The sequence below is a fragment of the Streptomyces sp. A01 genome (assembly GCF_059026195.1).
Window position 1 is genome coordinate 11,966 of sequence record NZ_JBWLKN010000040.1, and the last position, 22,047, is coordinate 34,012.

Annotated in this window: 18 protein-coding genes; 13 read left to right on the plus strand and 5 right to left on the minus strand. The window is 71.4% G+C overall.

Annotation, left to right across the window (positions count from 1 at the left end):
• Positions 1–177 precede the first annotated feature (177 nt).
• The 3 genes from AC5P1B_RS32855 to AC5P1B_RS32865 are packed head-to-tail and all read right to left on the minus strand — an operon-like array spanning position 178 to position 3,709.
• A complete protein-coding gene (locus AC5P1B_RS32855) occupies positions 178–1,347 on the minus strand; it encodes an acyltransferase family protein (protein ID WP_493891663.1) in 1,170 nt (389 codons plus the stop codon).
• Positions 1,344–2,732 carry a polysialyltransferase family glycosyltransferase gene (locus tag AC5P1B_RS32860; RefSeq protein ID WP_493891664.1) on the minus strand — a complete coding sequence of 463 codons (1,389 nt, stop codon included), beginning with the start codon at positions 2,730–2,732 and terminating at the stop codon, positions 1,344–1,346. Before AC5P1B_RS32860 ends, AC5P1B_RS32855 begins: the two co-directional genes overlap by 4 nt.
• Positions 2,732–3,709, minus strand: a complete 978-nt coding sequence (locus tag AC5P1B_RS32865) for a glycosyltransferase family 2 protein (protein WP_493891665.1) — start codon at positions 3,707–3,709, stop codon at positions 2,732–2,734. Before AC5P1B_RS32865 ends, AC5P1B_RS32860 begins: the two co-directional genes overlap by 1 nt.
• Before the next feature lie 187 nt (positions 3,710–3,896).
• Here AC5P1B_RS32865 and AC5P1B_RS32870 point away from each other — a divergent pair, with 187 nt between their 5' ends.
• The 12 genes from AC5P1B_RS32870 (at position 3,897) to AC5P1B_RS32925 (ending at position 18,480) form a co-directional block, all read left to right on the plus strand.
• Positions 3,897–5,234, plus strand: a complete 1,338-nt coding sequence (locus AC5P1B_RS32870) for a DUF6716 putative glycosyltransferase (protein WP_493891666.1) — start codon at positions 3,897–3,899, stop codon at positions 5,232–5,234.
• The gene (locus AC5P1B_RS32875) at positions 5,231–6,697 is read left to right on the plus strand and encodes a cytidylyltransferase domain-containing protein (protein WP_493891667.1); all 1,467 of its coding nucleotides are present in this window, start codon (positions 5,231–5,233) and stop codon (positions 6,695–6,697) included. Before AC5P1B_RS32870 ends, AC5P1B_RS32875 begins: the two co-directional genes overlap by 4 nt.
• Positions 6,694–7,617, plus strand: coding sequence for an N-acetylneuraminate synthase family protein (locus tag AC5P1B_RS32880; protein ID WP_493891668.1), 924 nt, complete (start codon positions 6,694–6,696; stop codon positions 7,615–7,617). Before AC5P1B_RS32875 ends, AC5P1B_RS32880 begins: the two co-directional genes overlap by 4 nt.
• Positions 7,618–7,803: 186 nt before the next feature.
• Positions 7,804–9,057, plus strand: coding sequence for a hypothetical protein (locus AC5P1B_RS32885; protein WP_493891699.1), 1,254 nt, complete (start codon positions 7,804–7,806; stop codon positions 9,055–9,057).
• A gap of 186 nt (positions 9,058–9,243) precedes the next feature.
• Positions 9,244–10,530, plus strand: a complete 1,287-nt coding sequence (locus AC5P1B_RS32890; protein ID WP_493891669.1) for an amidohydrolase — start codon at positions 9,244–9,246, stop codon at positions 10,528–10,530.
• Between the two features lie 129 nt (positions 10,531–10,659).
• The gene (locus AC5P1B_RS32895) at positions 10,660–11,694 is read left to right on the plus strand and encodes a BMP family lipoprotein (RefSeq protein ID WP_493891670.1); all 1,035 of its coding nucleotides are present in this window, start codon (positions 10,660–10,662) and stop codon (positions 11,692–11,694) included.
• 149 nt (positions 11,695–11,843) lie between these two features.
• Positions 11,844–13,535, plus strand: coding sequence for an ABC transporter ATP-binding protein (locus AC5P1B_RS32900; RefSeq protein ID WP_493891700.1), 1,692 nt, complete (start codon positions 11,844–11,846; stop codon positions 13,533–13,535).
• The gene (locus AC5P1B_RS32905; protein ID WP_493891671.1) at positions 13,532–14,650 is read left to right on the plus strand and encodes an ABC transporter permease; all 1,119 of its coding nucleotides are present in this window, start codon (positions 13,532–13,534) and stop codon (positions 14,648–14,650) included. Before AC5P1B_RS32900 ends, AC5P1B_RS32905 begins: the two co-directional genes overlap by 4 nt.
• Positions 14,647–15,957 (plus strand): ABC transporter permease, encoded by a 1,311-nt coding sequence (locus AC5P1B_RS32910; protein WP_493891672.1) that lies wholly within the window; start codon positions 14,647–14,649, stop codon positions 15,955–15,957. Before AC5P1B_RS32905 ends, AC5P1B_RS32910 begins: the two co-directional genes overlap by 4 nt.
• Positions 15,954–16,376: a cytidine deaminase gene (locus tag AC5P1B_RS32915; protein ID WP_493891673.1), complete on the plus strand. Its 423-nt coding sequence runs from the start codon at positions 15,954–15,956 to the stop codon at positions 16,374–16,376. Before AC5P1B_RS32910 ends, AC5P1B_RS32915 begins: the two co-directional genes overlap by 4 nt.
• A 124-nt stretch (positions 16,377–16,500) precedes the next feature.
• Positions 16,501–17,778, plus strand: a complete 1,278-nt coding sequence (locus AC5P1B_RS32920) for a thymidine phosphorylase (RefSeq protein ID WP_493891674.1) — start codon at positions 16,501–16,503, stop codon at positions 17,776–17,778.
• A 108-nt stretch (positions 17,779–17,886) separates the two neighbouring features.
• Positions 17,887–18,480, plus strand: coding sequence for a Uma2 family endonuclease (locus AC5P1B_RS32925; protein WP_493891675.1), 594 nt, complete (start codon positions 17,887–17,889; stop codon positions 18,478–18,480).
• 112 nt (positions 18,481–18,592) lie between these two features.
• Here AC5P1B_RS32925 and AC5P1B_RS32930 read toward each other — a convergent pair whose 3' ends face one another.
• Positions 18,593–19,963 (minus strand): MFS transporter, encoded by a 1,371-nt coding sequence (locus tag AC5P1B_RS32930; protein ID WP_493891676.1) that lies wholly within the window; start codon positions 19,961–19,963, stop codon positions 18,593–18,595.
• Positions 19,964–20,224: 261 nt separating this feature from the next.
• Between AC5P1B_RS32930 and AC5P1B_RS32935 the strand changes: the two genes are divergently transcribed.
• Positions 20,225–21,160 (plus strand): LysR family transcriptional regulator, encoded by a 936-nt coding sequence (locus AC5P1B_RS32935; RefSeq protein ID WP_493891677.1) that lies wholly within the window; start codon positions 20,225–20,227, stop codon positions 21,158–21,160.
• 121 nt (positions 21,161–21,281) lie between these two features.
• Here the strand turns inward: AC5P1B_RS32935 and AC5P1B_RS32940 are convergent, their stop codons facing one another.
• Entirely contained in the window at positions 21,282–21,908 is a 627-nt protein-coding gene (locus AC5P1B_RS32940) for a TlpA family protein disulfide reductase (protein ID WP_493891678.1), read from the minus strand.
• Positions 21,909–22,047: the final 139 nt, after the last annotated feature.

Sequence of the window (22,047 nt, forward strand, 5' to 3'; positions counted from 1 at the left end):
GGCTCGTCCGCCGGTGTACCGGCCGGCTGGTCCGCCGCGCCGGCTGGTCCGCGCTCACCCGCCCCTGTGAGCTCGGCTGTCGCCCTGTTCCGCCGCCGCCGCAGCAGTCGGCAGCGGCGCGGCCGTTACCCGTCGCCGGGTGCGGCCATGCCGTAGAAGGACCGTTTCCTCGGTCGGCTACCGCACCCGCACCTTCGTCAGCGACCGCTTCAGGACCGGTGTCAGCGGGTTCTCCACCAGTTTGTGCAGCAGCCATGCCAGGACCAGCATCAGCGCGATGGCGAGGGGGAACGTCGCGTACGAGGGGATGTCCAGCTCGCGGTGGAGTATCTGCACGGTGACCCAGCCCAGGTGCTCGTGGACCAGGTAGAAGGGGTAGGTGAGGGCTCCGGCGACGGTCAGCCAGCGCCAGTTGGCCCACTGGAGTCTGCCGAGGGCGACCAGGGCGACCGCCAGGTATCCGGCCGCCACGATGGCGACGATGACGGAGGCGTGGCGGTAGGAGAAGAAGTCCGGGTTGGGCGCGTGCCACAGCCCGGCTACCGCGTAGTGCTGGCCGATCAGGAAGCTGACGCCGACGATGCCCCAGGCGAGGGCGTCGCTGCCGAAACGATGCACCATGTAGAGGCCGATGCCGCCGATGAAGAACGAGGAGTACTCGGGCATCAGGACGATGTCGAGGACCGGCTGGTTCGCCGCTTCGGCCATCGCCGCCGCCAGTGTCCACACCGCGCAGAACAGCGCGACGCGGTGGCGGGTCGCGCCGGGCAGCACGACGAACAGCGCGAAGAGGGCGTAGAAGCGCAGCTCGGCCCAGAGCGTCCAGCACACGCCGAGCACCCGGTCGGCGCCCAGCGGCTGCTGGAGCATGGTGAAGTTGACGAGGGTGGCGCTGGGCGAGACCGACGCGTACGCCACCCATGGCAGCGCGAACACGGCCGTGACCAGGATGATCGCCGCCCAGTAGGCGGGAAAGAGCCGTGAGACGCGGGACGCGAAGAAGTCCCTGAGCGGGCGGCCCCAGCCGCTCATGCAGATGACGAAGCCGCTGATGACGAAGAAGATCTGCACACCGAGGCAGCCGTACGCGAACAGGCCGGAGGCGGTGGGGAACTGGTCTGCCGGTGAGCTCCCCCACGCCTTGGCTATCTCGCCGTCGCGGCCTCCGTAGTGGTAGCAGGCCACCATGAGGGCGGCGACCAGGCGCAGCCCGTCCAGGGCCCGCAGCCGGGACGGCGGGCGCTGCCTTGGCGGCTTCCCCTCCAGGCCGGGCGGGGTGTCGAGCACCCCCGGCCGGGAGGCCGGGGGTGCGGTGGTGGCGTCCGGCGCGGTGCTCGGGGCCGTCATGGGAAGGCCGCCCTTTTCTTGATCTGGCGTTGCACCGCGCGGGCCCTGCGGGCGACCTTGCGCACCGTCGGGTTGCGCGGCAGGAAGGACAGATGCGACGGCACCGCGCCGGGCAGGCCCAGCGAGGTCAGCCGGCGGCGCTTGAAGTAGCGCCAGGTGTGCGGGGTGAGCTTCGCCGACAGATAGCGTTCGGCGGCCGGTCGCAGCGACGGGTAGATCTGCGACTGCATCGCGAAGCCGACGGCGGTGACCAGGCCCGACAGCTCCCGGCCCGCCCGCTCACCGGCCGGTGCGCGCCAGTTGGTGAGCGCCGCGCGGTCGTCGAGGTCGGGCAGCAGGGCGTCGACGATCGTGACCGGTACGCGGTTGCTGTTCTGGTACGGAGTGAGCCGCTCCAGCAGGACGTCGGTTCCGGTGCGGGCGACCGGCAGGCCGTACAGCGCGCTCGCGGTGATCAGCGCCGTGGAGAAGCAGCCGATGACCAGCGCGGGCCGGGTGCGCTGGTACAGCACCTCGGCGAGCACGGGGGAGTCCACCACGGTCAGCGTGGCACCGAGCGTGGTCGCCTCCTTCTCCACCATCCGCGACCAGCGGGCCGGGGCGGTGGGGTGCGGCTTGAACACCACGTGGCGGTGGCCGAGCGCGACGGCTCCGCGCAGCATCCGTACGTGCAGCTCCTCCTCCTCTTCGGGAGTGAGGATGTCCAGCGCCGACAGATACTGGCCGAGCAGCAGCGCCGGGCCCTTGCCGCCCACGGGTGTGTCGGGCACGCCGACCTCGGGGGAGACCCCGGCGACCTCGGCGAGCACCTTGGTGAACTGGCTCGTCGGCACGATCTCCGGCTCGACGCCGAACTCCGTGAGCAGCAGCGGCCGCAGCCCGGGCACCAGGTCGAGATGGAGCAGGCGGCGCACGCGGGTGCCGATCAGCGGGTCGAGCTTGTTGCGGGTCGGGCCGTAGCTCATCAGCCCGTCGGCGTACACGTCCAGCGGCGCCGACGGGAACAGCCGGGCGAGGGCCAGGGCCGGGTTGACCTGGATGGACTCCAGGGCGATCTCGACGTCGTCGTCCCCGAGGTCCCACAGCAGCCGAAGGTGCCGCTCCCACAGCGGCGCGTCGTCGCCGCGCGGGGACCAGCCACCCGGGTGGAACGGGCTGATCGTCTCGTTCCAGGACAGCACCCGGTCGAAGCGCGGGCGCAGCACGGAGAAGCCCGGCATCTCGTCCAGCGCCGGGGTGGTCTCCGGCGTCGCCGCGTTGTTGCTGACCAGCAGCAGGCGGCGGTCGGCCGGGGCGAAGCAGTCCGCGTCGATGGCGGCGGCGAGCGTCGCCGCGCCGTACAGCGTCGAGGCGAAGAAGATCTGGGTGCGCTGACGCGTGCTCATCAGACCGCGACCTCCGGGCCGACCGGGCGGCGGCGCAGCCTTCTCAGGCGCGCCGCGCGGTCGTAGTCCATCGAGTCCAGGGCGTCATTCAGTACGTTCTGCGGCATGCGCTTCATCGCCGCCGCGCTCATCGAGCGCAACTTTCTTGCCACGGCCGGTTCAAACCTTTCGATACCACCGAGGTGATGAGAAATAATCGCACAGTACGTGCGTACCGCCTTCGGAAGCAGGATATGAGCCTCCTTGTCGCGCGCGGTTTCCTCGATGACCTGATCGAATGCGCGAATGAAGTCGAGTTGCCGCACATCACCGATCTGGGTCAGTGACGAGGCGACTCCGCGCCGGTAGAAGACGCCCAGCATCCCGAGTACGGCGAATGATTTCGCCTCGCGGTGCAGGCGCCAGATCCACGGCCGGTCCTCGGCGGTCCGCAGGCCGTGCCGGAAATGCAGCAGGCCGTCGTCGGCGAGGCGGCGGTGATACATCCCGGCCCACGCGAACGCGTAGTCGACCGAGGTGGACCGGTCTGACGGCAGAATCGCCTGCCGGGGGTCCATCACCACCCCGCGCCGCCCGTGCGGCACCCGGTGGATCGACCGCGCACGATTGGTGCACTGCACATGGTCGGTCCGTACGAAGTCGCAGCCCAACTCCTCCATGGCGCTCAGGAGCTGTGCGTAGTACCCGGGGGCGAGCCAGTCGTCGCCGTCGAGGAAGGTGAGGTACTCGCCGCGCGCGGCGTCAAGACCGGTGTTGCGGGCGGTGGCAAGCCCGCCGTTTTGCTCGTGCCGTACGAGGACGGCCCCGGGAAGGTCGCGCTCGGCGCGCTCCAGAATCTCCGGAGTCCCATCCTTCGAACAGTCGTCTACAAGAATGAATTCGTAGTCGTCACGCGCGTTGGCGCGCAGACTTCTCAGTGTGTCAGGTGCATAGGTCTGCACGTTATAAAACGGCACGATGACGGAGAGCTTAACCACTCGGGTGACGCTAGGTGGCCGCCCGGCATTCGTCTCGACCTGTGGCCTACGGGAAGGTGAACGAAGGAAGTCGGAATGGTTAACCCGCTGCTCCGGCGGCCAGGTTAGCCAAGCGGCGATGTGCTGTTAACCGTTTGTTGCGTCTGTGTTGGGCCGTGACTCGCAATGCCTTCCTAGCGTCTGTGACGTGCCCTCACGTACCAATTCCCAGCTGCGAGTGGCCGTGCTCGCCGATTCCGACACCCGGTGGAAGTGGGGCGCGCTCACCGCCCACCGCGTCGTATCGGACCACAGGCTCGACGGCTATCTGCTGCGCGGCCGCGCCACTCCCACGGCCCGTCAGCTCACCGAGGTCGGCGTACGCGCCGACTCCTTGCGCGAGGTCACGGGCGTGGAGTTCGTCCGCGCCATCCAGCGCGAGCGCTACGACGTGGTCGTCCTCTCCTGCGTCGGCGGCGGCGTCCAGGCGATGCTGCACGGCCTCGGCCACGCCCTGCGCGGCGCCCCGCACCGCCCCGTCCTCATCACCGGCTACGTCGGCGTCGTCTACGAGAAGCTCGCCGACGGCCTGCTGCTGCGCAACGGCGCCGACCTCGTGCTCGCCAACTCCCGGCACGACGCCGACCGGTTCCGCGATGTTTACCGGGGCGTCGGCGCCGACCCCGGCAGCGTCGCCGAATGCGCGCTGCCCTTCCTCGGCGGCGAGCCCTACGACGAGACGGCGCGCACCCGGCGCCCGCACCCCGGCGGCACCGTCGTCTTCGCCGTCCAGCCGTCCGTCCCCGACAACCGGGCCGACCGGAGCTACCTGCTGCGCCGCGCCGTCGAGCACGCTCGCAAGCACCCCGACCGCGAGGTGCTGGTCAAGCTGCGCAGCAAGCCGGGCGAGCACACCACGCACATCGAGGAACTGCCGTACCAGAAGCTCGCCGACCGCTACGGCGACGCCCTGCCGCCGAACTTCCGGCTCGGCTACGGCCATATGGGTGAGGTACTGGACAGCGCGGATCTGCTGGTGACGGTCAGTTCGACGGCCGCCCTGGAGTCGCTGCACCGGGGCATCCCCACCGCCGTGCTCACCGACCTCGGGGTGCGCGAGCCGCTGGGCAACCACCACTTCCTCGGTTCCGGCTGCCTCGCCTCCTGGGACGAGCTGGACGCGGGCCACCGGCCCAAGGCCGACCCCGAGTGGGTCGCCCGCCAGGGGGTCGCCGCCGACGGCGCGTACGAGCGGGCCTTCGACGCCGTACGCGACCGGGTCGAGGACCTGCTCACCGGACCGGCGCTGCCGCCGGTCACCCCGTACTACACGGCCGTCACCGCCCCCGGATATCTGCCGCGCATCCTCGGCCGCTACGGCTTCCAGCCCGACGGCAGCCCCCGGCCCGGCGTCAGCGACGGCACCGAAGAGGTCTCCGGGCTGCGCCGGGTCGTCCGCGACACCATGCGGGACGCGGCGCGCGGCGCCTACCGGCACGGTGTGCAGCGCGTGGCGCCCGTCATCCGCCGGATGGGGGACCTGTGACCACCTCCGGCGGCCGCCCCGCGCACCGGAACGGCCCTGAGCCGGGCACCCAGTCCGCCGCCGACCAGACCCGGCCGGCCGCGCCCGGCACCACTCCCATCCACGAAGGCGCCACGCGCCGCGACTCAGGAGCCGCCATGTCCACCTCGGAGCCCGCCGGGCGCGCCAGCGCCCCGGCAGCCGCCCCCCAGCAGGCCGGGGGCCGCATAGGAGGCCAGCCCGCGCGGGGCAGGGTCCTCGCCGTGATCCCCGCGCGCGGCGGATCGAAGGGCGTGCCCGCGAAGAACCTCGCCGCCGTCGGCGGCGTGCCGCTGGTGGCCCGCGCCGTACGCGAATGCCGCGCCAGCCGCCTGGTCACCGACGTCGTGGTGTCCACCGACGACCCGGGCATCGCCGCCGCCGCACGCGGCGCGGGCGCCGACGTCGTCCAGCGGCCCACGGCCATCGCGGGCGACACCGCCACCAGCGAGGCGGCCGTGCTGCACGCCATGGACGCGCACGAGGCGCGGTACGCCACCACCGTGGACGTGGTGCTGCTGGTGCAGTGCACCAGCCCCTTCATCACCCGCGAGGACATCGACGGCGTCGCCGGCGCGGTCGTCGAAGGCGGCGCCGACAGCGCGCTGACCGTGGCGGCCTTCCACGGCTTCGTCTGGCGCGACGCCGACGACGAGCAGACCGCCACCGGGGCTTTTGAGGACGGCGACCGCCCCTCCCTGACCGCCGTGAGCGACGGTTTCGGCGTCAACCACGACAAGGCGTACCGCCCCCGCCGCCAGGACCGGCCGCAGGACCTGCTGGAGACCGGCGCCGCCTACGCCATGCGCGCCGACGGCTTCCGTACCGAGAAGCACCGCTTCTTCGGCCACACCAGCCTGGTCCGCACCGACGCCGCCCGCGTGCTGGAGATCGACGACCCGCACGACCTGGAGCGCGCCCGCGCCCTCGCGCCGCTGCTGGACGGTCCCCGGCCCGGCGCACTTCCCCACCGCGACGACATCGACGCGGTGGTCATCGACTTCGACGGCACCCAGACGGACGACAGGGTGCTGATCGACTCCGAAGGACGGGAACTCGTCGCCGTGCACCGCGGCGACGGCCTCGGGATCGCCGCGCTGCGGCGCGCCGGACTCCCGCTGCTGATCCTGTCCACGGAGCAGAACCCGGTCGTCGCCGCACGGGCCCGCAAGCTGCGGGTTCCCGTACTCCACGGCATCGACCGCAAGGACCTCGCACTGAAGCAGTGGTGCGAGGAGCAGGGCATCGCGCCCGAGCGCGTGCTCTATGTCGGCAACGACGTCAACGACCTCCCGTGCTTCGGCCTTGTCGGCTGGCCCGTGGCGGTCGCCGGTGCGCACGACGTCGTGCGCGGCGCCGCACGCGCGGTCACCTCCACCCCCGGAGGAGACGGCGCGATCCGCGAGATCGCCTCGTGGATTCTTGGAAAGGAACTGTCTTCATGAGCCCCACCCGCATCCGCACCCTCGGCGCCAAGACCGCGGGGCCCGGCCAGCCGGTCTACGTCACCGGTGAGATCGGCATCAACCACAACGGCGAGCTGGAGAACGCGTTCAAGCTGATCGACGCCGCCGCCGACGCCGGCTGTGACGCCGTCAAGTTCCAAAAGCGCACCCCGGAGATCTGCACCCCGCGCGACCAGTGGGACATCGAGCGGGACACCCCCTGGGGCCGGATGACGTACATCGACTACCGGCACCGCGTCGAGTTCGGCGAGGACGAGTACCGCCAGATCGACGAGCACTGCAAGAAGCGCGGCATCGACTGGTTCGCCTCCCCGTGGGACACCGAGGCCGTCGCCTTCCTGGAGAAGTTCGACCTGCCCGCGCACAAGGTGGCCTCCGCGTCGCTGACCGACGACGAGCTGCTGCGCGCCCTGCGCGCCACCGGCCGTACGGTCATCCTGTCCACGGGCATGTCGACGCCGAAGCAGATCCGGCACGCCGTCGAGGTCCTCGGCAGCGACAACATCCTGCTCTGCCACGCCACCAGCACCTACCCGGCCAAGGCCGAGGAGCTGAACCTGCGGGTCATCAACACCCTCCAGGCCGAGTACCCGAACGTGCCGATCGGCTACTCCGGTCACGAGACCGGTCTCCAGACCACCCTCGCCGCTGTCGCCCTCGGTGCCGCGTTCGTCGAGCGCCACATCACCCTGGACCGCGCCATGTGGGGCTCGGACCAGGCCGCTTCGGTGGAGCCGCAGGGCCTGACGCGTCTCGTCCGCGACATCCGCACCATCGAGGAGTCGCTGGGCGACGGCGTCAAGAAGGTCTACGAGAGCGAGCTGGGCCCGATGAAGAAGCTGCGCCGCGTCACCGGCGTCGTCGCCGAGGGCGGCGACCGCGAGCCCGTCGCTGTCTGACGGGACGCCACCACCGTGCCGTCTCCCAGCCCCCGGCAACTCCCGTCGGCCGAGCGGTCCCGATACGCCACCGAGACCGCCGAGAGCGCGAGGTAGACCTCAGTGAGCTCAACCACAGGGCCGGTCGGCCCTGTCCCGGAAGCGGCCCGGACCTCCGGTGACGCCGCGACCGCAGGCCGCTTCCGGGTGCTGCCCCGGCGCGGTGTCAGCCAGTCGCGACCGGCGGGCACGCTCGCGTTCGTGGAAAGCCCGGTGCAGCTGCTGAACGTGCTGGAGTGGGCCCACATCGACGCGCTGCGCGCGTCGGAAGCGGCCGCCGGGCCCGGCCTGGCGGCGGCACAGGGCACGGCGGGCACGGGGGAAGCGCCCGCCGCCGCGGCAGGGCCCGGCGTGGGGGCGCCGGGCCCGGCCGGGCTGCCCGCCGCGCTCGGGATGGGCTCGGACGCGGGGGCGTCAGGACCGGCCCGTCCCGCTCGCCTCACCGACCTCACCATCATCGTGCTGTCACCGCACGACCCGATGACCCGTGGCCAGCTGCGCCGGATGGCGGAGCTGGCCAGGGGAGAGGGCGTCACGGTGCGGTGGGAGGAGGCACGGGGAGGAGCCAGCGCGCCGGTCCGCACCATCGGCGGACTCGCCCCGCTGCTGCGCGCGGCGCGGCGGATCGTCATCGGCGACCCGTTCTCCCGCTACGTACAGCTCCTGCTCACCCTCGCCCGGGCTCGTGACCTCGTGGTCGTGGACGACGGCACGGCGACCATGGAGTTCATCTCCCAACTGGCGCGCGGCGAGCGCCTGGTGCGGTGGCACCGGCGGGGCGGCCGCGGTGCGCGTGATCTGGTGTTCGCGCCCGTCTCGGCGAACGCGCGCCGCCGGCTCACGCCCGGCGAGCGGCGCCGCGTCGAGGTGTTCAGCTCGATGCCGGTCGAGCCGCCGCCCGGCATCACCATCACCGCCAACGAATTCGCCTGGACCCGGGCCCGGTTCGGCCCGCCCCGGCTGACGAGCGGGACCGACCTGGTCGGCACCTCGCTGGTGGAGACCGGCGTGGTCGACCTGGAGCGTTACGTGGCCGCCGTCGCCGAGCTGACCCGTACGCACGGCGCCACCCGCTACTTCGCGCACCGCAGGGAGAGCACGGACAAACTGCACCGGATCAGCGTCGAGGTGGGCCTGGAAATCGTCCGCCCCGATCTCCCCCTGGAGTTGATCGCCCGGCGCGGTCCCATAGGGCGGACGATCTTGAGTTTTCCTTCCACGGTCGTCCACACGCTTCCGCTGGCCCTCGTCGGCACCGGAGTGAGGGTCGCTGTCTGTGACATCGACCCCGCCTGGCTGACCGCCGGTGCGTCGCCGAACGCCCAGGGCTTCCTCTCCGGCGTCACCGGCTCCGCCCGTGACGTGCAGCGGCTGTCCCACACTTCGGCTCCGCCGCGCTGACAGGGCGACGCAGACCCGCTCACGTACGGTGAGCGGGGGTGCGTGCGGCAGAGTGGGCGCAACCGGCAGTCATACCCGCCGGGGGATGGGCTCATGCGACGTGCGCCGACTTTTTCTTCCCCTAACGGGCTGAACTTTTGTTGATCGATGAGCAGTTGCCCCATGCGCCGTCTTACGCTTCACGGCGTGAACCATGTCAGGTCCCGCGAGACCGAGCCCGAAGATCCCGCCGACGGGGAACTGCCCGGCGTCACCGCCGATGCCGAGCTGCCCGGCACGCTCCCTGACGGACTGCGCGCCGAACTCATCGCCTTCCGGCGGGACTTGCACATGCACCCGGAGTTGGGGAACCGTGAGTTCCGGACCACCGCCGCCATCAAGGCCAGGCTGGAGAGAGCCGGGCTCACCCCGCGTGTCCTCGCCACGGGCACCGGACTGGTCTGCGACATCGGCCGCGGACCGGCCATGGCGGCAGGTGGCGCGAGCGAGGCCGGACGGCCCCTTCTCGCGCTGCGCGCCGACATCGACGCTCTGCCCATCCCGGACACCAAGACCGTCGCGTACCGCTCGACCGTGCCGGACCGCGCGCACGCCTGCGGCCACGACGTGCACACCACCGCCGTGCTCGGCGCGGGCCTCGTGCTCGCCGGGCTGCACCGGGAGGGGCGGCTGCCGCACCCGGTCCGGCTGATCTTCCAGCCCGCCGAGGAGGTGCTGCCGGGCGGCGCCACCGACGCCGTCGAGGACCACGTCCTTGAGGGCGTCGGCCGGATCGTCGCCGTGCACTGCGACCCCAGGGTCGATGTCGGACGGGTCGGCCTGCGCGCCGGTCCGATCACCTCCGCCTGCGACCGGCTGGAGGTCACCCTCAGCGGCGCCGGAGGCCACACCGCCCGCCCGCACCTGACGACCGACCTGGTGACGGCCGCCGCCAAGGTCGTCACCGAGGTGCCCGCGCTGCTCGGCCGCCGCGTGGACGCCCGCTCCGGTCTCGCCCTCACCTGGGGCCGCTTCGAGTCGGGCCACGCCTGCAACGTCATCCCCCAGCACGCCGAGCTGTCCGGCACCTTGCGCTGCCTCGACCTGCCCGCCTGGCGCGCCGCCCCCGACCTGGTGCACGCGGCGATCGACGAGGTCGCCACGCTGCACCGGGCCAAGTTCGAGATCAACTACATCCGCGGGGTGCCCCCGGTCGTCAACGAGCCGGTCGCCACCGAGCTGCTGCGCCGGGCGATGATCGCGCGCCGCGGAGCGTCCGCGATCGAGGACACCGAGCAGAGCCTCGGTGGCGAGGATTTTTCCTGGTACCTGGAGCGGGTGCCCGGTGCGATGGCTAGGCTCGGTGTCCGCCGCGCCGGGGACACCACCCGGCGTGATCTGCATTGTGGCGATTTCGACGTGGACGAAGGTGCCATCGAGGTGGGAGTGGAGCTGTTCACCGCCGCGGCTTTGCTGGATCGCAACCTTCCGTAAGGGAGACGGTCAAGACGGGTTCGCGACGATCCGATAACGGCTTGCCAAGCCCCCTTTTCTGCGGGTCTACGCGCGTTACGATGCGGCGGAATCAGCGCCGACGTGGCGCTTCGAGTGAAGGGGACCCTCGTGCGCCGGGTATCCAAGATCGCCGCCGCGGGCATCGCTACCGCGGCTCTCGCCCTCTCCGCCACCGCGTGTGGCAGCAGTTCCGAAGAAGGAGACAAGGACAAGGGCATCGGCCTGGCGTACGACGTCGGCGGCCGGGGTGACCACTCCTTCAACGACTCCGCGGCCAAGGGCTTCGACCGCGCGAAGAAGGACTTCGGCATCGGCGGCAAGGAGATGACCGCCAAGAACTCCGACACCGAGGCCGACCGCTACCAGAAGCTGGCCGACCTCGCCGAGGCCGGTTACAACCCGGTCGTCGGCGTCGGCTACGCCTACACACCGGCGATCGCCAAGGCGTCGAAGAAGTTCAAGGACACCGACTTCGCGATCGTCGACTCCGTCGTCGAGGCGAAGAACGTCACCAGCCTCGTCTCCGCCGAGCACGAGGGCTCCTACCTCGCCGGTGTCGCCGCGGCGCTGAAGAGCAAGACCGGCAAGATCGGCTTCATCGGCGGCACCAACAGCGCGCTGATCAAGAAGTTCGCGGCCGGGTACGTCCAGGGCGTCAAGGAGACCAACCCCAAGGCGACCGTGGACGTCCAGTGGGTCACCCCGGGCAGCACGGACGGCTTCGGCCTCCCCGACCGCGGCAAGGACATGGCCGAGGGCATGCTCGACAAGAACATCGACGTGATCTACTCGGCGGCCGGCGGCTCCGGCTCCGGCGCCATCGAGGCCACCGCCAAGAAGAAGGGCACCTGGTCGATCGGTGTCGACGGCGACCAGTACTACGAGAAGGGCCTGGCCCCGTACAAGAAGTCGATCCTGACCTCCGTCCTGAAGAACGTCGACGGCTCGGTCTACGACTTCATCAAGAGCGTCGTGAAGGACAAGAAGCCGCTCGGCGGCGTCCAGTCCTACGACCTCAAGCAGGGCGGCGTCTCCCTCTCGTACTCCGGCGGCTTCATCGATGACATCAAGCCGAAGCTCGAAGCGGCCAAGAAGAAGATCATGGCCGGCGACATCAAGGTGAAGTCGACCTACTCGGACTGACCAGCGCCCAGCCGCGCGGTCCGCCCGCCCGGACTGAGCAACGCCTGGACGACGACGGGCCTGGAGGAAGCCGGACGCACCGCGCCTCCTCCAGGCCCGCCTTGACGACCCGGTGCCCGGGCCACCACCCCATCCCTCAGGAGTGCGCCATCAAAGCCGCCAGCGCCCCCACGGGCGAGCCACCCGCAGACGGAAGCCCCGTCGCCGTAGAGCTCCACGGAATCACCAAGCGATTCCCCGGAGTCGTCGCCAACCACGACATCGACATCCGCGTGCGTCGTGGCACCGTGCACGCCCTCGTCGGCGAGAACGGCGCGGGCAAGTCGACGCTGATGAAGATCCTTTACGGGATGCAGCGCCCCGACGAGGGCACCATCGCGATCGACGGCGAGCAGGTGGAGCTGCACTCCCCGGCCGACGCCATCGGGCGCGGGGTCGGCATGGTGCACCAGCACTTCATGCTCGCCGACTACCTCACCGTCCTGGAGAACATCGTCCTCGGCGCTGAGAAGCTGCACGGCATCGGGGCCAGGGCCAGGGCCAGGGTGCGGGAGATCTCCGACGCCTACGGGCTCGGCGTACGCCCCGACGCGGTGATCGAGGACCTCGGTGTCGCCGACCGGCAGCGGGTGGAGATCCTCAAGGTGCTCTACCGGGGCGCCCGCATCCTCATCCTCGACGAGCCGACCGCGGTCCTCGTCCCGCAGGAGGTGGACGCGCTCTTCGACAACCTGCGCGAGCTGAAGTCCGAGGGCCTGACGGTCATCTTCATCTCCCACAAGCTGGGCGAGGTCCTCTCCGTCGCCGACGACATCACCGTCATCAGGCGCGGCACGACCGTCGCCTCCGTCACCCCGGCCGAGACCACCGCCAAGCGGCTCGCCGAGCTGATGGTCGGCAGTGAGCTGCCCTCCCCGCAGACCCGCGAGTCCACGGTCACCGACGTACGGATGCTCGACGTGAGCGGACTGCGGCTGACGGCCACCGACGGCGACGGCGTGGACCGCTCCGTACTCGACGGCATCGACCTCACCATCCACAAGGGCGAGGTCCTCGGCATCGCCGGAGTCGAGGGCAACGGGCAGGCCGAGCTGGTCGAAGCGATCATGGGGATGCGCCACACCGACGCCGGTGTCATCACCCTCGACGACGTGGACATCTCCCACGCCCCCACCCGCGAGCGGCGCGAGAGCGGCATCGGCTACATCCCCGAGGACCGGCACCGGCACGCGCTGCTGCTGGAAGCCCCGCTGTGGGAGAACCGCATCCTCGGACACGTCACCGAGGCCCCCAACAGCAAGGGGCAGCTGCTCGACATCAAGGCCGCGCGCCGCGACACCGAGCGGATCGTGGCCGACTACGACGTCCGTACGCCCGGCATCGAGGTGACCGCGGCCTCACTGTCCGGCGGCAACCAGCAGAAGCTGATCGTCGGCCGCGAGATGAGCCACCAGCCCAAGCTGCTGATCGCCTCGCACCCCACACGCGGTGTGGACGTCGGCGCGCAGGCCCAGATCTGGGACCAGATCCGCGAGGCACGCCACGAGGGCCTGGCCGTGCTGCTGATCTCCGCCGACCTGGACGAGCTGATCGGCCTGTCCGACACGCTCCGCGTGATGTACCGGGGCCGCCTCGTCGCCGACGCCGACCCCGCCACCATCACCCCGGAGGAACTGGGCTCGGCGATGACCGGCGCGGCCACCGGCCACCTCACCGCGACCGAGGAAGACGCACCCGAGACCGGGACCGGGGCAGCGCCCGGGACCACGCCCGACGAGACCGTCGCCGACCAGCGGGCGCAAGCCGACGAGCGGTCCCAGGGCGATGGGGGAGACCGATGAAGAAGTTCGACAAGGAACGGGTGCTGCTGGCGGTCGCCGCGCCGGTGCTGGCCCTGATCGCGGCGTTCGCCGTCACCGCGCTGGTGCTGTACGCCACCGGCAAGGAGCCGTTCACCGCCTTCGGCGTGATGTTCGAGTACGGCTTCAAGTCCGACAGCCAGGTCTACATCCTCAACAAGGCCACCACGTACTACCTCGCCGGTCTCGCCGTCGCCATCGGCTTCCGAATGAACCTGTTCAACATCGGCGTCGACGGCCAGTACCGGCTGGCGGCCTTCTTCGCCGCCGTCGTCGGCGGCGCGATGGAACTGCCCGGGCTGGTCCAGATCCCGCTGATCATCCTCGTCGCCATGCTGGTCGGCGCCATGTGGGCGTCCATCGCCGGACTGCTGAAGGTCTACCGGGGCGTCAGCGAGGTCATCAGCACGATCATGCTGAACTCGCTGGCCACCGCGCTCATCAGCTACCTGCTGGTGGACGACAGGCTCGCGGTCCTCGACCAGCAGACCAACATCGTCTCCACCGAACCGATCCCGGAGTCCAGCCACTTCTTCACCATCCCCGCAGGCCCGGGCCTCGACCCGATCTGGGGCTTCATCGTGGTCGCCGCGCTCGCCGGAATCGCCTTCTGGTTCGTGCTCGGCCGCACCCGCTTCGGCTTCGACCTGCGGGCCGTGGGCCGCTCCGAGTCGGCGGCGCAGGCCAGCGGCGTGAACGTCAAGCGCATGGTGGTCACCAGCATGGTGCTCTCCGGCGCGATGGCCGGACTCGTCGGCATGCCGACCCTGCTCAACGACACCCACCAGTTCACCTCCGACTTCCCTCTGGGCATCGGTTTCACCGGCATCGCCGTCGCGCTGCTCGGCCGCAACAACCCCGTCGGTATCGCGCTCGGCGCACTGCTGTGGGGCTTTCTCGAACGAGGCGCCAACCGCCTCGAATTCGAGGGCTACGACAAGGAGATCGTCGGCGTGATGCAGGGCGTCATCGTGCTGTGCGTCGTCATCGCGTACGAACTGGTGCGCCGCTTCGGCCTCAAGCGCCAGCAGCAGCGGGTGGGCGCCGAGCTCGCCGCCCAGGCCCGTAAGAACACCAAGCAGGAGGTGGCCCTGTGAGCGGCGCCACGGTAACCACCAAGACCCCCGGCGAGCCGAAGGGTGCCTCGCGCACCGCGGGCGGCGGGCGGCTCACCTTCGCCAAGGTGCTGCTGATCATCGCCGGAGCGCTGATCACGCTCTCCGTCGTACGGGAGATCATCGACCAGGTCGCCTCCGGGCAGACCCCCGCCTTCCACAACATCACCTCCTCCGGCCAGATCGCCGCCGGTCTCTCCATGGCCGTGCCGATCGGTCTCGCCGGACTCGGCGGGCTGTGGGCCGAGCGGGCCGGTGTGGTCAACATCGGCCTTGAGGGCATGATGATCCTCGGCACCTTCTTCGGTGCCTGGGCGGGCTACCAGTCCAGCCCCTGGGTCGGTGTCCTCGCCGGTGTCCTCGGCGGCGCGCTCGGCGGCCTCGTGCACGCCGTCGCGACGGTCACGTTCGGGGTGGACCACATCATCTCCGGTGTGGCCATCAACATCCTGGCCCTCGGCGCCACCACCTACCTCGCCAAGCGCTGGTTCGAACCGCTCGCCGACAAGGGCGGCAGCCCCAAGCAGTCCCCGCAGGTCGACGACATCCAGTCGTTCACCGTGCCAGGGCTCTCCGACTGGCTCGCCGACCTCGAAAAGCACCACTGGTTCCTGGTCTCGGACCTCGCGGGCATCCTCGGCGGCCTGGTCACGGACATCTCCGCGCTGACCATCGTGGCCATCGTGCTCTTCGTCGGCTCCTTCTTCGTGTTGTGGAAGACCTCCTTCGGTCTGCGGCTGCGGTCCTGCGGCGAGAACCCGATCGCCGCCGAGTCCCTCGGCGTCAACGTGTACCTGTACAAGTACGCGGCCGTCGTCACCTCCGGCGCGCTCGCCGGACTCGGCGGTGTCTTCCTCGCCCTCGTCCGCTCGCACATCTACAACGAGGGCCAGACCGGCGGCCGCGGCTACATCGGCCTCGCCGCCATGCTCTTCGGCAACTGGCGCCCCGGCGGCCTCGCCATGGGCGCGGGCCTGTTCGGCTACTCCGACGCCCTCCAGCTGCGCAGCGGCGGCACCACCGTGCACGCCCTGATGCTGCTCCTCGCACTGGGCCTGCTCGCGCTCGCCGTGTGGCGGCTGACCCGGAAGCACTACATCGCGGCCGCGCTGAGCGCCGTCTCGGCCGTTCTTCTGGTCATCTGGTACGTCATGACGGACTCCGTGCCCAACGAGCTGGTCGGCGCCACGCCGTACATCGTGACCCTGCTCGTCATGGCGCTGGCCGCACAACGGCTGCGGATGCCCAAGGCGAACAACAAGCCCTACCGAAGGGGCCAAGGCAAGTGACCGCTCCGAGCGCCGTCCCCGCCCCGCTGGGCGAGGACGGCTGGGAGGCCCTGCGGGTGCGGGCCCGGGACGCCATGTCCCGGGCGTACGCCCCGTACTCCGGATTCCCCGTCGGCGCCGCCGCGCTCGTCGACGACGGCCGCACGGTCACCGGCTGCAATGTGGAGAACGCGTCGTACGGCGTCGCCCTGTGCGCCGAATGCGGTCTGATCTCCGCGCTGTTCGCCACAGGCGGCGGCAGGCTGACCGCGTTCACCTGCTGCGACCGGCGGGGCGCCGTCCTCATGCCGTGCGGCCGCTGCCGCCAGCTCCTGTGGGAGCACGGCGGCCCGGAGCTGGCCGTGGACACCGCTTCCGGTATCCGCCCGCTCGCCGAGCTGCTCCCCGACGCTTTCGGCCCCGCCGACCTCGAACGTTAGGTTCCCCGCGGACGTTGTGCGGGTGAGACGTCGCAGCCGCAGCGCGCGCCCCACGGCACCGCGCGCGGCCCGACGCGCACCGGCACGCCAGCCGTACGGACGTAAAGAAAGGCCCGCACCGCCCATGGACGCCATCTCCGTCATTCGCGCCAAGCGCGACAACGGCCGCCTCAGCGACGCCCAGATCGACTGGGTCATCGACGCCTACACGCGCGGCGAGGTGGCCCACGAACAGATGTCCGCGCTCGCCATGGCGATCTTCCTCAACGGCATGGACCGCGCCGAGATCGCCCGCTGGACCGCCGCGATGATCGCCTCCGGCGAGCGGATGGACTTCTCCGCGCTGCCCCGTGTCACCACCGACAAGCACTCGACGGGCGGCGTCGGCGACAAGATCACGCTGCCCCTGGCCCCGCTGGTCGCCGCCTGCGGCGCCGCCGTGCCCCAGCTCTCAGGCCGCGGCCTCGGCCACACCGGCGGCACCCTCGACAAGCTGGAGTCCATCCCCGGCTGGCGGGCCGCGCTCTCCAACGACGAGATGATGGCGGTGCTGACCGACGTCGGCTCCGTCATCTGCGCGGCGGGCGACGGCCTCGCCCCGGCGGACAAGAAGCTCTACGCGCTGCGCGACGTCACCGGCACCGTCGAGGCGATCCCGCTGATCGCCAGCAGCATCATGTCCAAGAAGATCGCGGAGGGCACCGGCTCGCTCGTCCTCGATGTGAAGGTCGGCTCCGGCGCCTTCATGAAGGACCTCGCCGCCGCCCGCGAACTCGCCTCCACCATGGTCGGTCTCGGCACCGACCACGGCGTGAAGACCGTCGCCCTGCTCACCGACATGGCCACCCCGCTCGGCCTGACCGCGGGCAACGCCCTTGAGGTGCGCGAGTCGGTCGAGGTCCTCGCCGGTGGAGGCCCCGCCGACGTCGTCGAACTGACCCTCGCCCTGGCCCGCGAGATGCTGGACGCGGCGGGCCTGACCGACGCCGACCCCGCGCGGGCCCTCGCCGACGGCTCCGCCATGGACCACTGGCGGCGCATGATCCTCGCCCAGGGCGGCGACCCGGACGCCGCCCTGCCCGTCGCCCGCGAGCAGCACGTCGTCAACGCCTCGGCGGACGGGGTGCTCACCACCCTCGACGCGTACGCCGTCGGCGTCGCCGCCTGGCGCCTCGGCGCGGGCCGCGCCCGCAAGGAGGACCCGGTCCAGGCGGGCGCGGGCATCGAACTCCACGCCAAGCCCGGCGACCAGGTCCGCGCGGGCCAGCCGCTGCTGACCCTGCACACCGACACCCCGGAGAAGTTCCCGTACGCGCTGGAGGCCCTGAACGGCTCCGTCCTGATCGCCCCGGCCGACACCCCGTTCGAGCCGAACCCGATCATCCTGGACAGGATCGCCTGAGCTGCGGCTTTCCACCCCACGACACAGAGGGGTGAACGGGACCTGTGGACCGGCGCGGGTCCCGTTCGGCATGCTGGGATCGGTGTCACAGCGAACGAGGAGACCGCCATGAGCGCACTCACCGTCGACCATCCGTCGGCCTCCGGCCACGAATGGGACGACCTCGTCCGTCTCTGGGAGGAGACGGACGCACCCGAGGGCTGCAAGGTGGAGATCATCGAGGGGATCGTCACCGTGGCACCACCACCGTCCAACGGCCACAACTGGGTCGCGGACAAAGTCCAGCGCCGTCTGTACGGCGTCATCCCCGAGGACTGGGGCATCTACCAAACCCTCGGCGCGAGCGTCCCCTCCCGTAAGGGCCTCTTCATCCCGGACCTCGCCGTGGTGCCGGAGACCGCTCTGAACGAGCCGGGCCACTTCGTTCCCGCCGCCGCGGCCGAGTTGATCGTGGAAATCACCTCGAAGTCCAACGCGAGTCACGACCGGATCAGCAAGGCGGCGGGCTACGCGCGAGCCCAGGTCCCCCTCTACCTGCTGATCGACAGCTGGGCCCCCGGCGGGCCCACGGTCACGCTCTACGGAGAGCCGAAGGGCGACGCCTACCGGGTCCTGCGGGCGGTGAAGTACGGGGAGGACATCCACCTCCCCGCCCCGTTCAACCTCACCCTGGACACCAGCGACTTCCCTGCTACGGACTGACCGGGGCACTGACTGACCGGGCTCGGACTGATGTGCTCCGGGAACGAAGCCCCGGGGGCCCGTGCCCCGGACGCGAGCACTCGGGCCTCCGGGGCTTCGCGCCGCCGTCTTCTCAGCGCGCCGCAACGGCCGCGCGGCGCCGCTCCACCAGCGCCTTGCGCGTCGCGTACAGCGTGATGCCCGCCGCCACGGCCATCGCCGCCAGGCCGAGACTCACGGTGCCTTCCCAGCTCGCCAGGTGGAAGGCGACGGCGCCCAGCGTGCCGCCCGCGCTGCTGCCCAGGTAGTACGCCGACTGGTACAGGGCGGACGCCTGCGCGCGGCCGGTCTTCGCCGTGCGGCTCACCGACGACGACGCCACCGCGTGGCCCGCGAAGAAGCCCGCCGTGATGAGCACCAGGCCGAGCAGCACGGCCGGAAGTGAGGCGGTCAGGGACAGCAGCAGGCCGAGCGAGGTGGTGCCCACCGCCAGGTACAGCGCGCCCCGGCGCCCGAGCCGGGCGACCAGCTGCCCGGCCGCGGCCGAGGAGACCGTACCCACCAGGTACACCAGGAAGATGGAGCCGACGACGCCCTGCGGCAGGTTGAACGGCTCGTCGATCAGCCGGTAGCCGATGACCGTGTACACCGCGCCGAAGACCGTCATGAACAGCGCGCCGATCGCGTACAGACGGCGCAGCAACGGGTCGGACAGGTGACCCCCGATGGTGCGGGCCAGCTCGCGCGGCCCGACCGGACGGGACGTGAAGTGCCGGGCCTTCGGCACCATCAGCCGGAACACCACCGCGCACACCACGGCCAGCAGGCCCACCGCGCCGAGCGCCGCCCGCCAGCCCCACGCCTGCGCGACCCAGCCGGTCACGATGCGGCCCGACATCCCGCCGATGCTGTTGCCCGCCACGAACAGGCCGATCGCGCCGACCAGCGCCTTCGCCCGTACCTCCTCCGCCAGATACGCCATCGCCGAGGCGGGCACCCCGGCGAGCGCGGCGCCCTGCACCGCGCGCAGCGCGATCAGCCAGCCCAGGCTCGGGGCGAACGGCGTCAGCAGGGCGACGACGGCCGCGATGGTGAGCGAGGCGGTCATCAGCGTGCGCCTGCCGAAGCGTTCGGACAGCGCGCTCAGCGGAAGCACGGCGAGCGCCAGCGCGCCGGTCGCCGCCGAGACGGTCCAGCTCGCCTGATCCGGCGTCACGCCGAGGTCACTGGAGATCGCGGGCAGCAGCGCCTGCGTGGAGTACAGCAGCGCGAAGGTGGACATCCCGGCGGCGAAGAGAGCGAAGCTCATCCGCCGGTAGCCGGGCCCGCCGGGGCGCAGCTTGTCGCTGTCGGCGCTCTGGTCACCGGCCGGACCGGCGGCGGACGCGGAGCGCACGGTGACCGGGCACACGGCGTGGCGCGGGCCGGGAAGGGTGATCGGGGACGGCGCGGTGGAGGCGCCCACACGGGATGCGGTGGACGCCCTGGTATCAGCAGGAGGCATGTCCACGACGTTAGGACGAGGGGTCTCATGCGTCCAATGCACAAAAACGCGATAATCGATCCCATGGAGCATGAGCACAGGTCAGGGCGGTCCCTGTCACGCCCAGGCAATGAGAAAGTCACCTCGGACACATCCGCCGCCACATCCAGCGCCACGTCACGGGAGCCCTCGCGCGTCACCCCGCCCGCGCCGCCGGCCCGACCGGGCGCGGCCCCGGCGGCCGGCGCGCCGGTTCCCACGGCTCCGGCGCCCACGACGCCGGTGCCCGCCCCCGGCAGCGCCGACATCGACGCCGCTTCCTGGGCGGCCGCCCTCTCACCCCGGCTCGCGCAGTTCGCCGCCGTCGCCCGCCACGAGCACGTGACACGCGCCGCGCACCAGCTCGGCGTGCCCCAGTCGACCCTCAGCCGCGCCATGGCCAGGCTCGAACACGACCTCGGCGTCGCCCTCTTCGCCCGGCACGGCCGCACCGTCTCCCTCACCCCGGCGGGCCGCACCTTCCTCGCGTCCACCGAGCGGGCGCTGTCCGAGGTGGAGCGCGCCGCCGAAGCCGTACGGGAGGACGCCGACCCGGCGGCGGGCAAGGTCGCCTTCGGCTTCCTGCACACCCTTGGCTCGGAGACGGTTCCCGGGTTGCTGCGCGCCTTCCGCGCCGACCATCCCCGCGTACGGTTCCAGCTCGTCCAGAACTACGGCGAGGCGATGATCGACCGCCTCCGCGCCGGCGATCTCGACCTCTGTCTGACCTCGCCGGTCCCCGACGCGCCTGACCTGGTCGCCCGCCGTCTCGACGAGCAGAAGCTGCGGCTGGTCGTGCCCGAGGACCACCGGCTGGCCAAGCGCAAGCGCGTCCGGCTCGCCGAGGCGTCGGCCGAACTCTTCGTCACCCTGGAGCCGGGCTACGGGCTGCGCCGGATCACCGACGCGGTGTGCGCCGAGGCCGGGTTCAGGCCGAAGGTCGCCTTCGAGGGAGAGGAGGCCGAGACGCTGCGCGGGCTCGTCGCCGCGGGGCTCGGCGTGGCGTTGCTGCCGCCGCCCGCCGTGGCCAGACCCGGCGTCGCCGAGCTGACGGTGACCGCGCCGCGCGCGGTCCGCGAGATCGGGGTGGCCTGGCTGGACGGCCACCCGGACACGCCGCCGGTCGCCGCGTTCAAGCGGTTCTTGCTCAGCCGCCGGGGGCAGCTGCTGCCGCGCTGAGCCCCGCCGCGACGGGGGCGGGCTGTGCGCGGGCCGCGGCCGGGGCGGGCTGTGACCGGTGGGCCGGTGGCCCGTAGGTTCGTGGTGTCAGGTGTTCGCGTCCGTCAGGACTCCGCGTCCGTCAGGACTTCTCCGCGAGCAGCGGCTTCAGCGCCGCGCGCAGGTCCTCCTCGCCGATCGGCGACATCGCGCGGGCGGCGATCTTGCCGTCGCGGTCGATGAAGAGCGTCGAGGGAATGCCCTGGGGGTTGAAGCTGCCCTTGGGGAAGCGCATCTCCAGCTTGCCGGACGGGTCGTGCCAGCTGGGGTACTTCACCCCGAGTTCCTTCTCGAACTTCAGGGCCGTGCCCTTCTGGTGGTCGCTGTTGATGCCGACGAAGGCGACCTCGCCCTCGGTCTCGGTGGCGACCTTGACCAGGTCGGGCGTCTCCGCGCGGCACGGCGGGCACCAGGACGCCCAGAGGTTCACGACGACGGGCTTGCCCTTGTAGTCGGCGAGCCGGAGCTTCTCGCCGTCGAGCGTGCCGCCGGCGACATCGGGCGCCGGGCGGCGGTCGGCGGCCGCCACCGTCTCGACCGTGCTGGAGCCGTGCCGGGTGAAGCCGGCCTTGCCCTGCGCGCCACCGGCGCCGCAGCCGGTCAGTGATACGGCGAGGGCCAGCGTGGCGGCCGTCAGCCCGGCGGTGGCCGCCCCCGTGGAGCGACGGGGACGGAGACTAAGTCGAAAACCCGGTCGGCGCATAGGCATACCGGCAGTCTTCCACGGGGCTCCGCGCGCCCCTCAGCGGGCCTCCCATGTCAGCCCCGGCGGGCCCCTGTCGGCCTCAGTGGGCCCGTGTCGGCCTCTCAGCGGCCGGACCCCGGTGAGCCCGGTGACGCCGCGCGCT

What these genes read in the sequence shown, in the direction of transcription:
- AC5P1B_RS32855 (WP_493891663.1), bottom strand. Translation starts at nt 1,347, where the DNA reads ATGACGGCCCCGAGCACCGCGCCGGACGCCACCACCGCACCCCCGGCC.
- AC5P1B_RS32860 (WP_493891664.1), bottom strand. Translation starts at nt 2,732, where the DNA reads ATGAGCACGCGTCAGCGCACCCAGATCTTCTTCGCCTCGACGCTGTAC.
- AC5P1B_RS32880 (WP_493891668.1), top strand. Translation starts at nt 6,694, where the DNA reads ATGAGCCCCACCCGCATCCGCACCCTCGGCGCCAAGACCGCGGGGCCC.
- AC5P1B_RS32905 (WP_493891671.1), top strand. Translation starts at nt 13,532, where the DNA reads ATGAAGAAGTTCGACAAGGAACGGGTGCTGCTGGCGGTCGCCGCGCCG.
- AC5P1B_RS32920 (WP_493891674.1), top strand. Translation starts at nt 16,501, where the DNA reads ATGGACGCCATCTCCGTCATTCGCGCCAAGCGCGACAACGGCCGCCTC.
- AC5P1B_RS32925 (WP_493891675.1), top strand. Translation starts at nt 17,887, where the DNA reads ATGAGCGCACTCACCGTCGACCATCCGTCGGCCTCCGGCCACGAATGG.
- AC5P1B_RS32930 (WP_493891676.1), bottom strand. Translation starts at nt 19,963, where the DNA reads ATGCCTCCTGCTGATACCAGGGCGTCCACCGCATCCCGTGTGGGCGCC.
- AC5P1B_RS32940 (WP_493891678.1), bottom strand. Translation starts at nt 21,908, where the DNA reads ATGCCTATGCGCCGACCGGGTTTTCGACTTAGTCTCCGTCCCCGTCGC.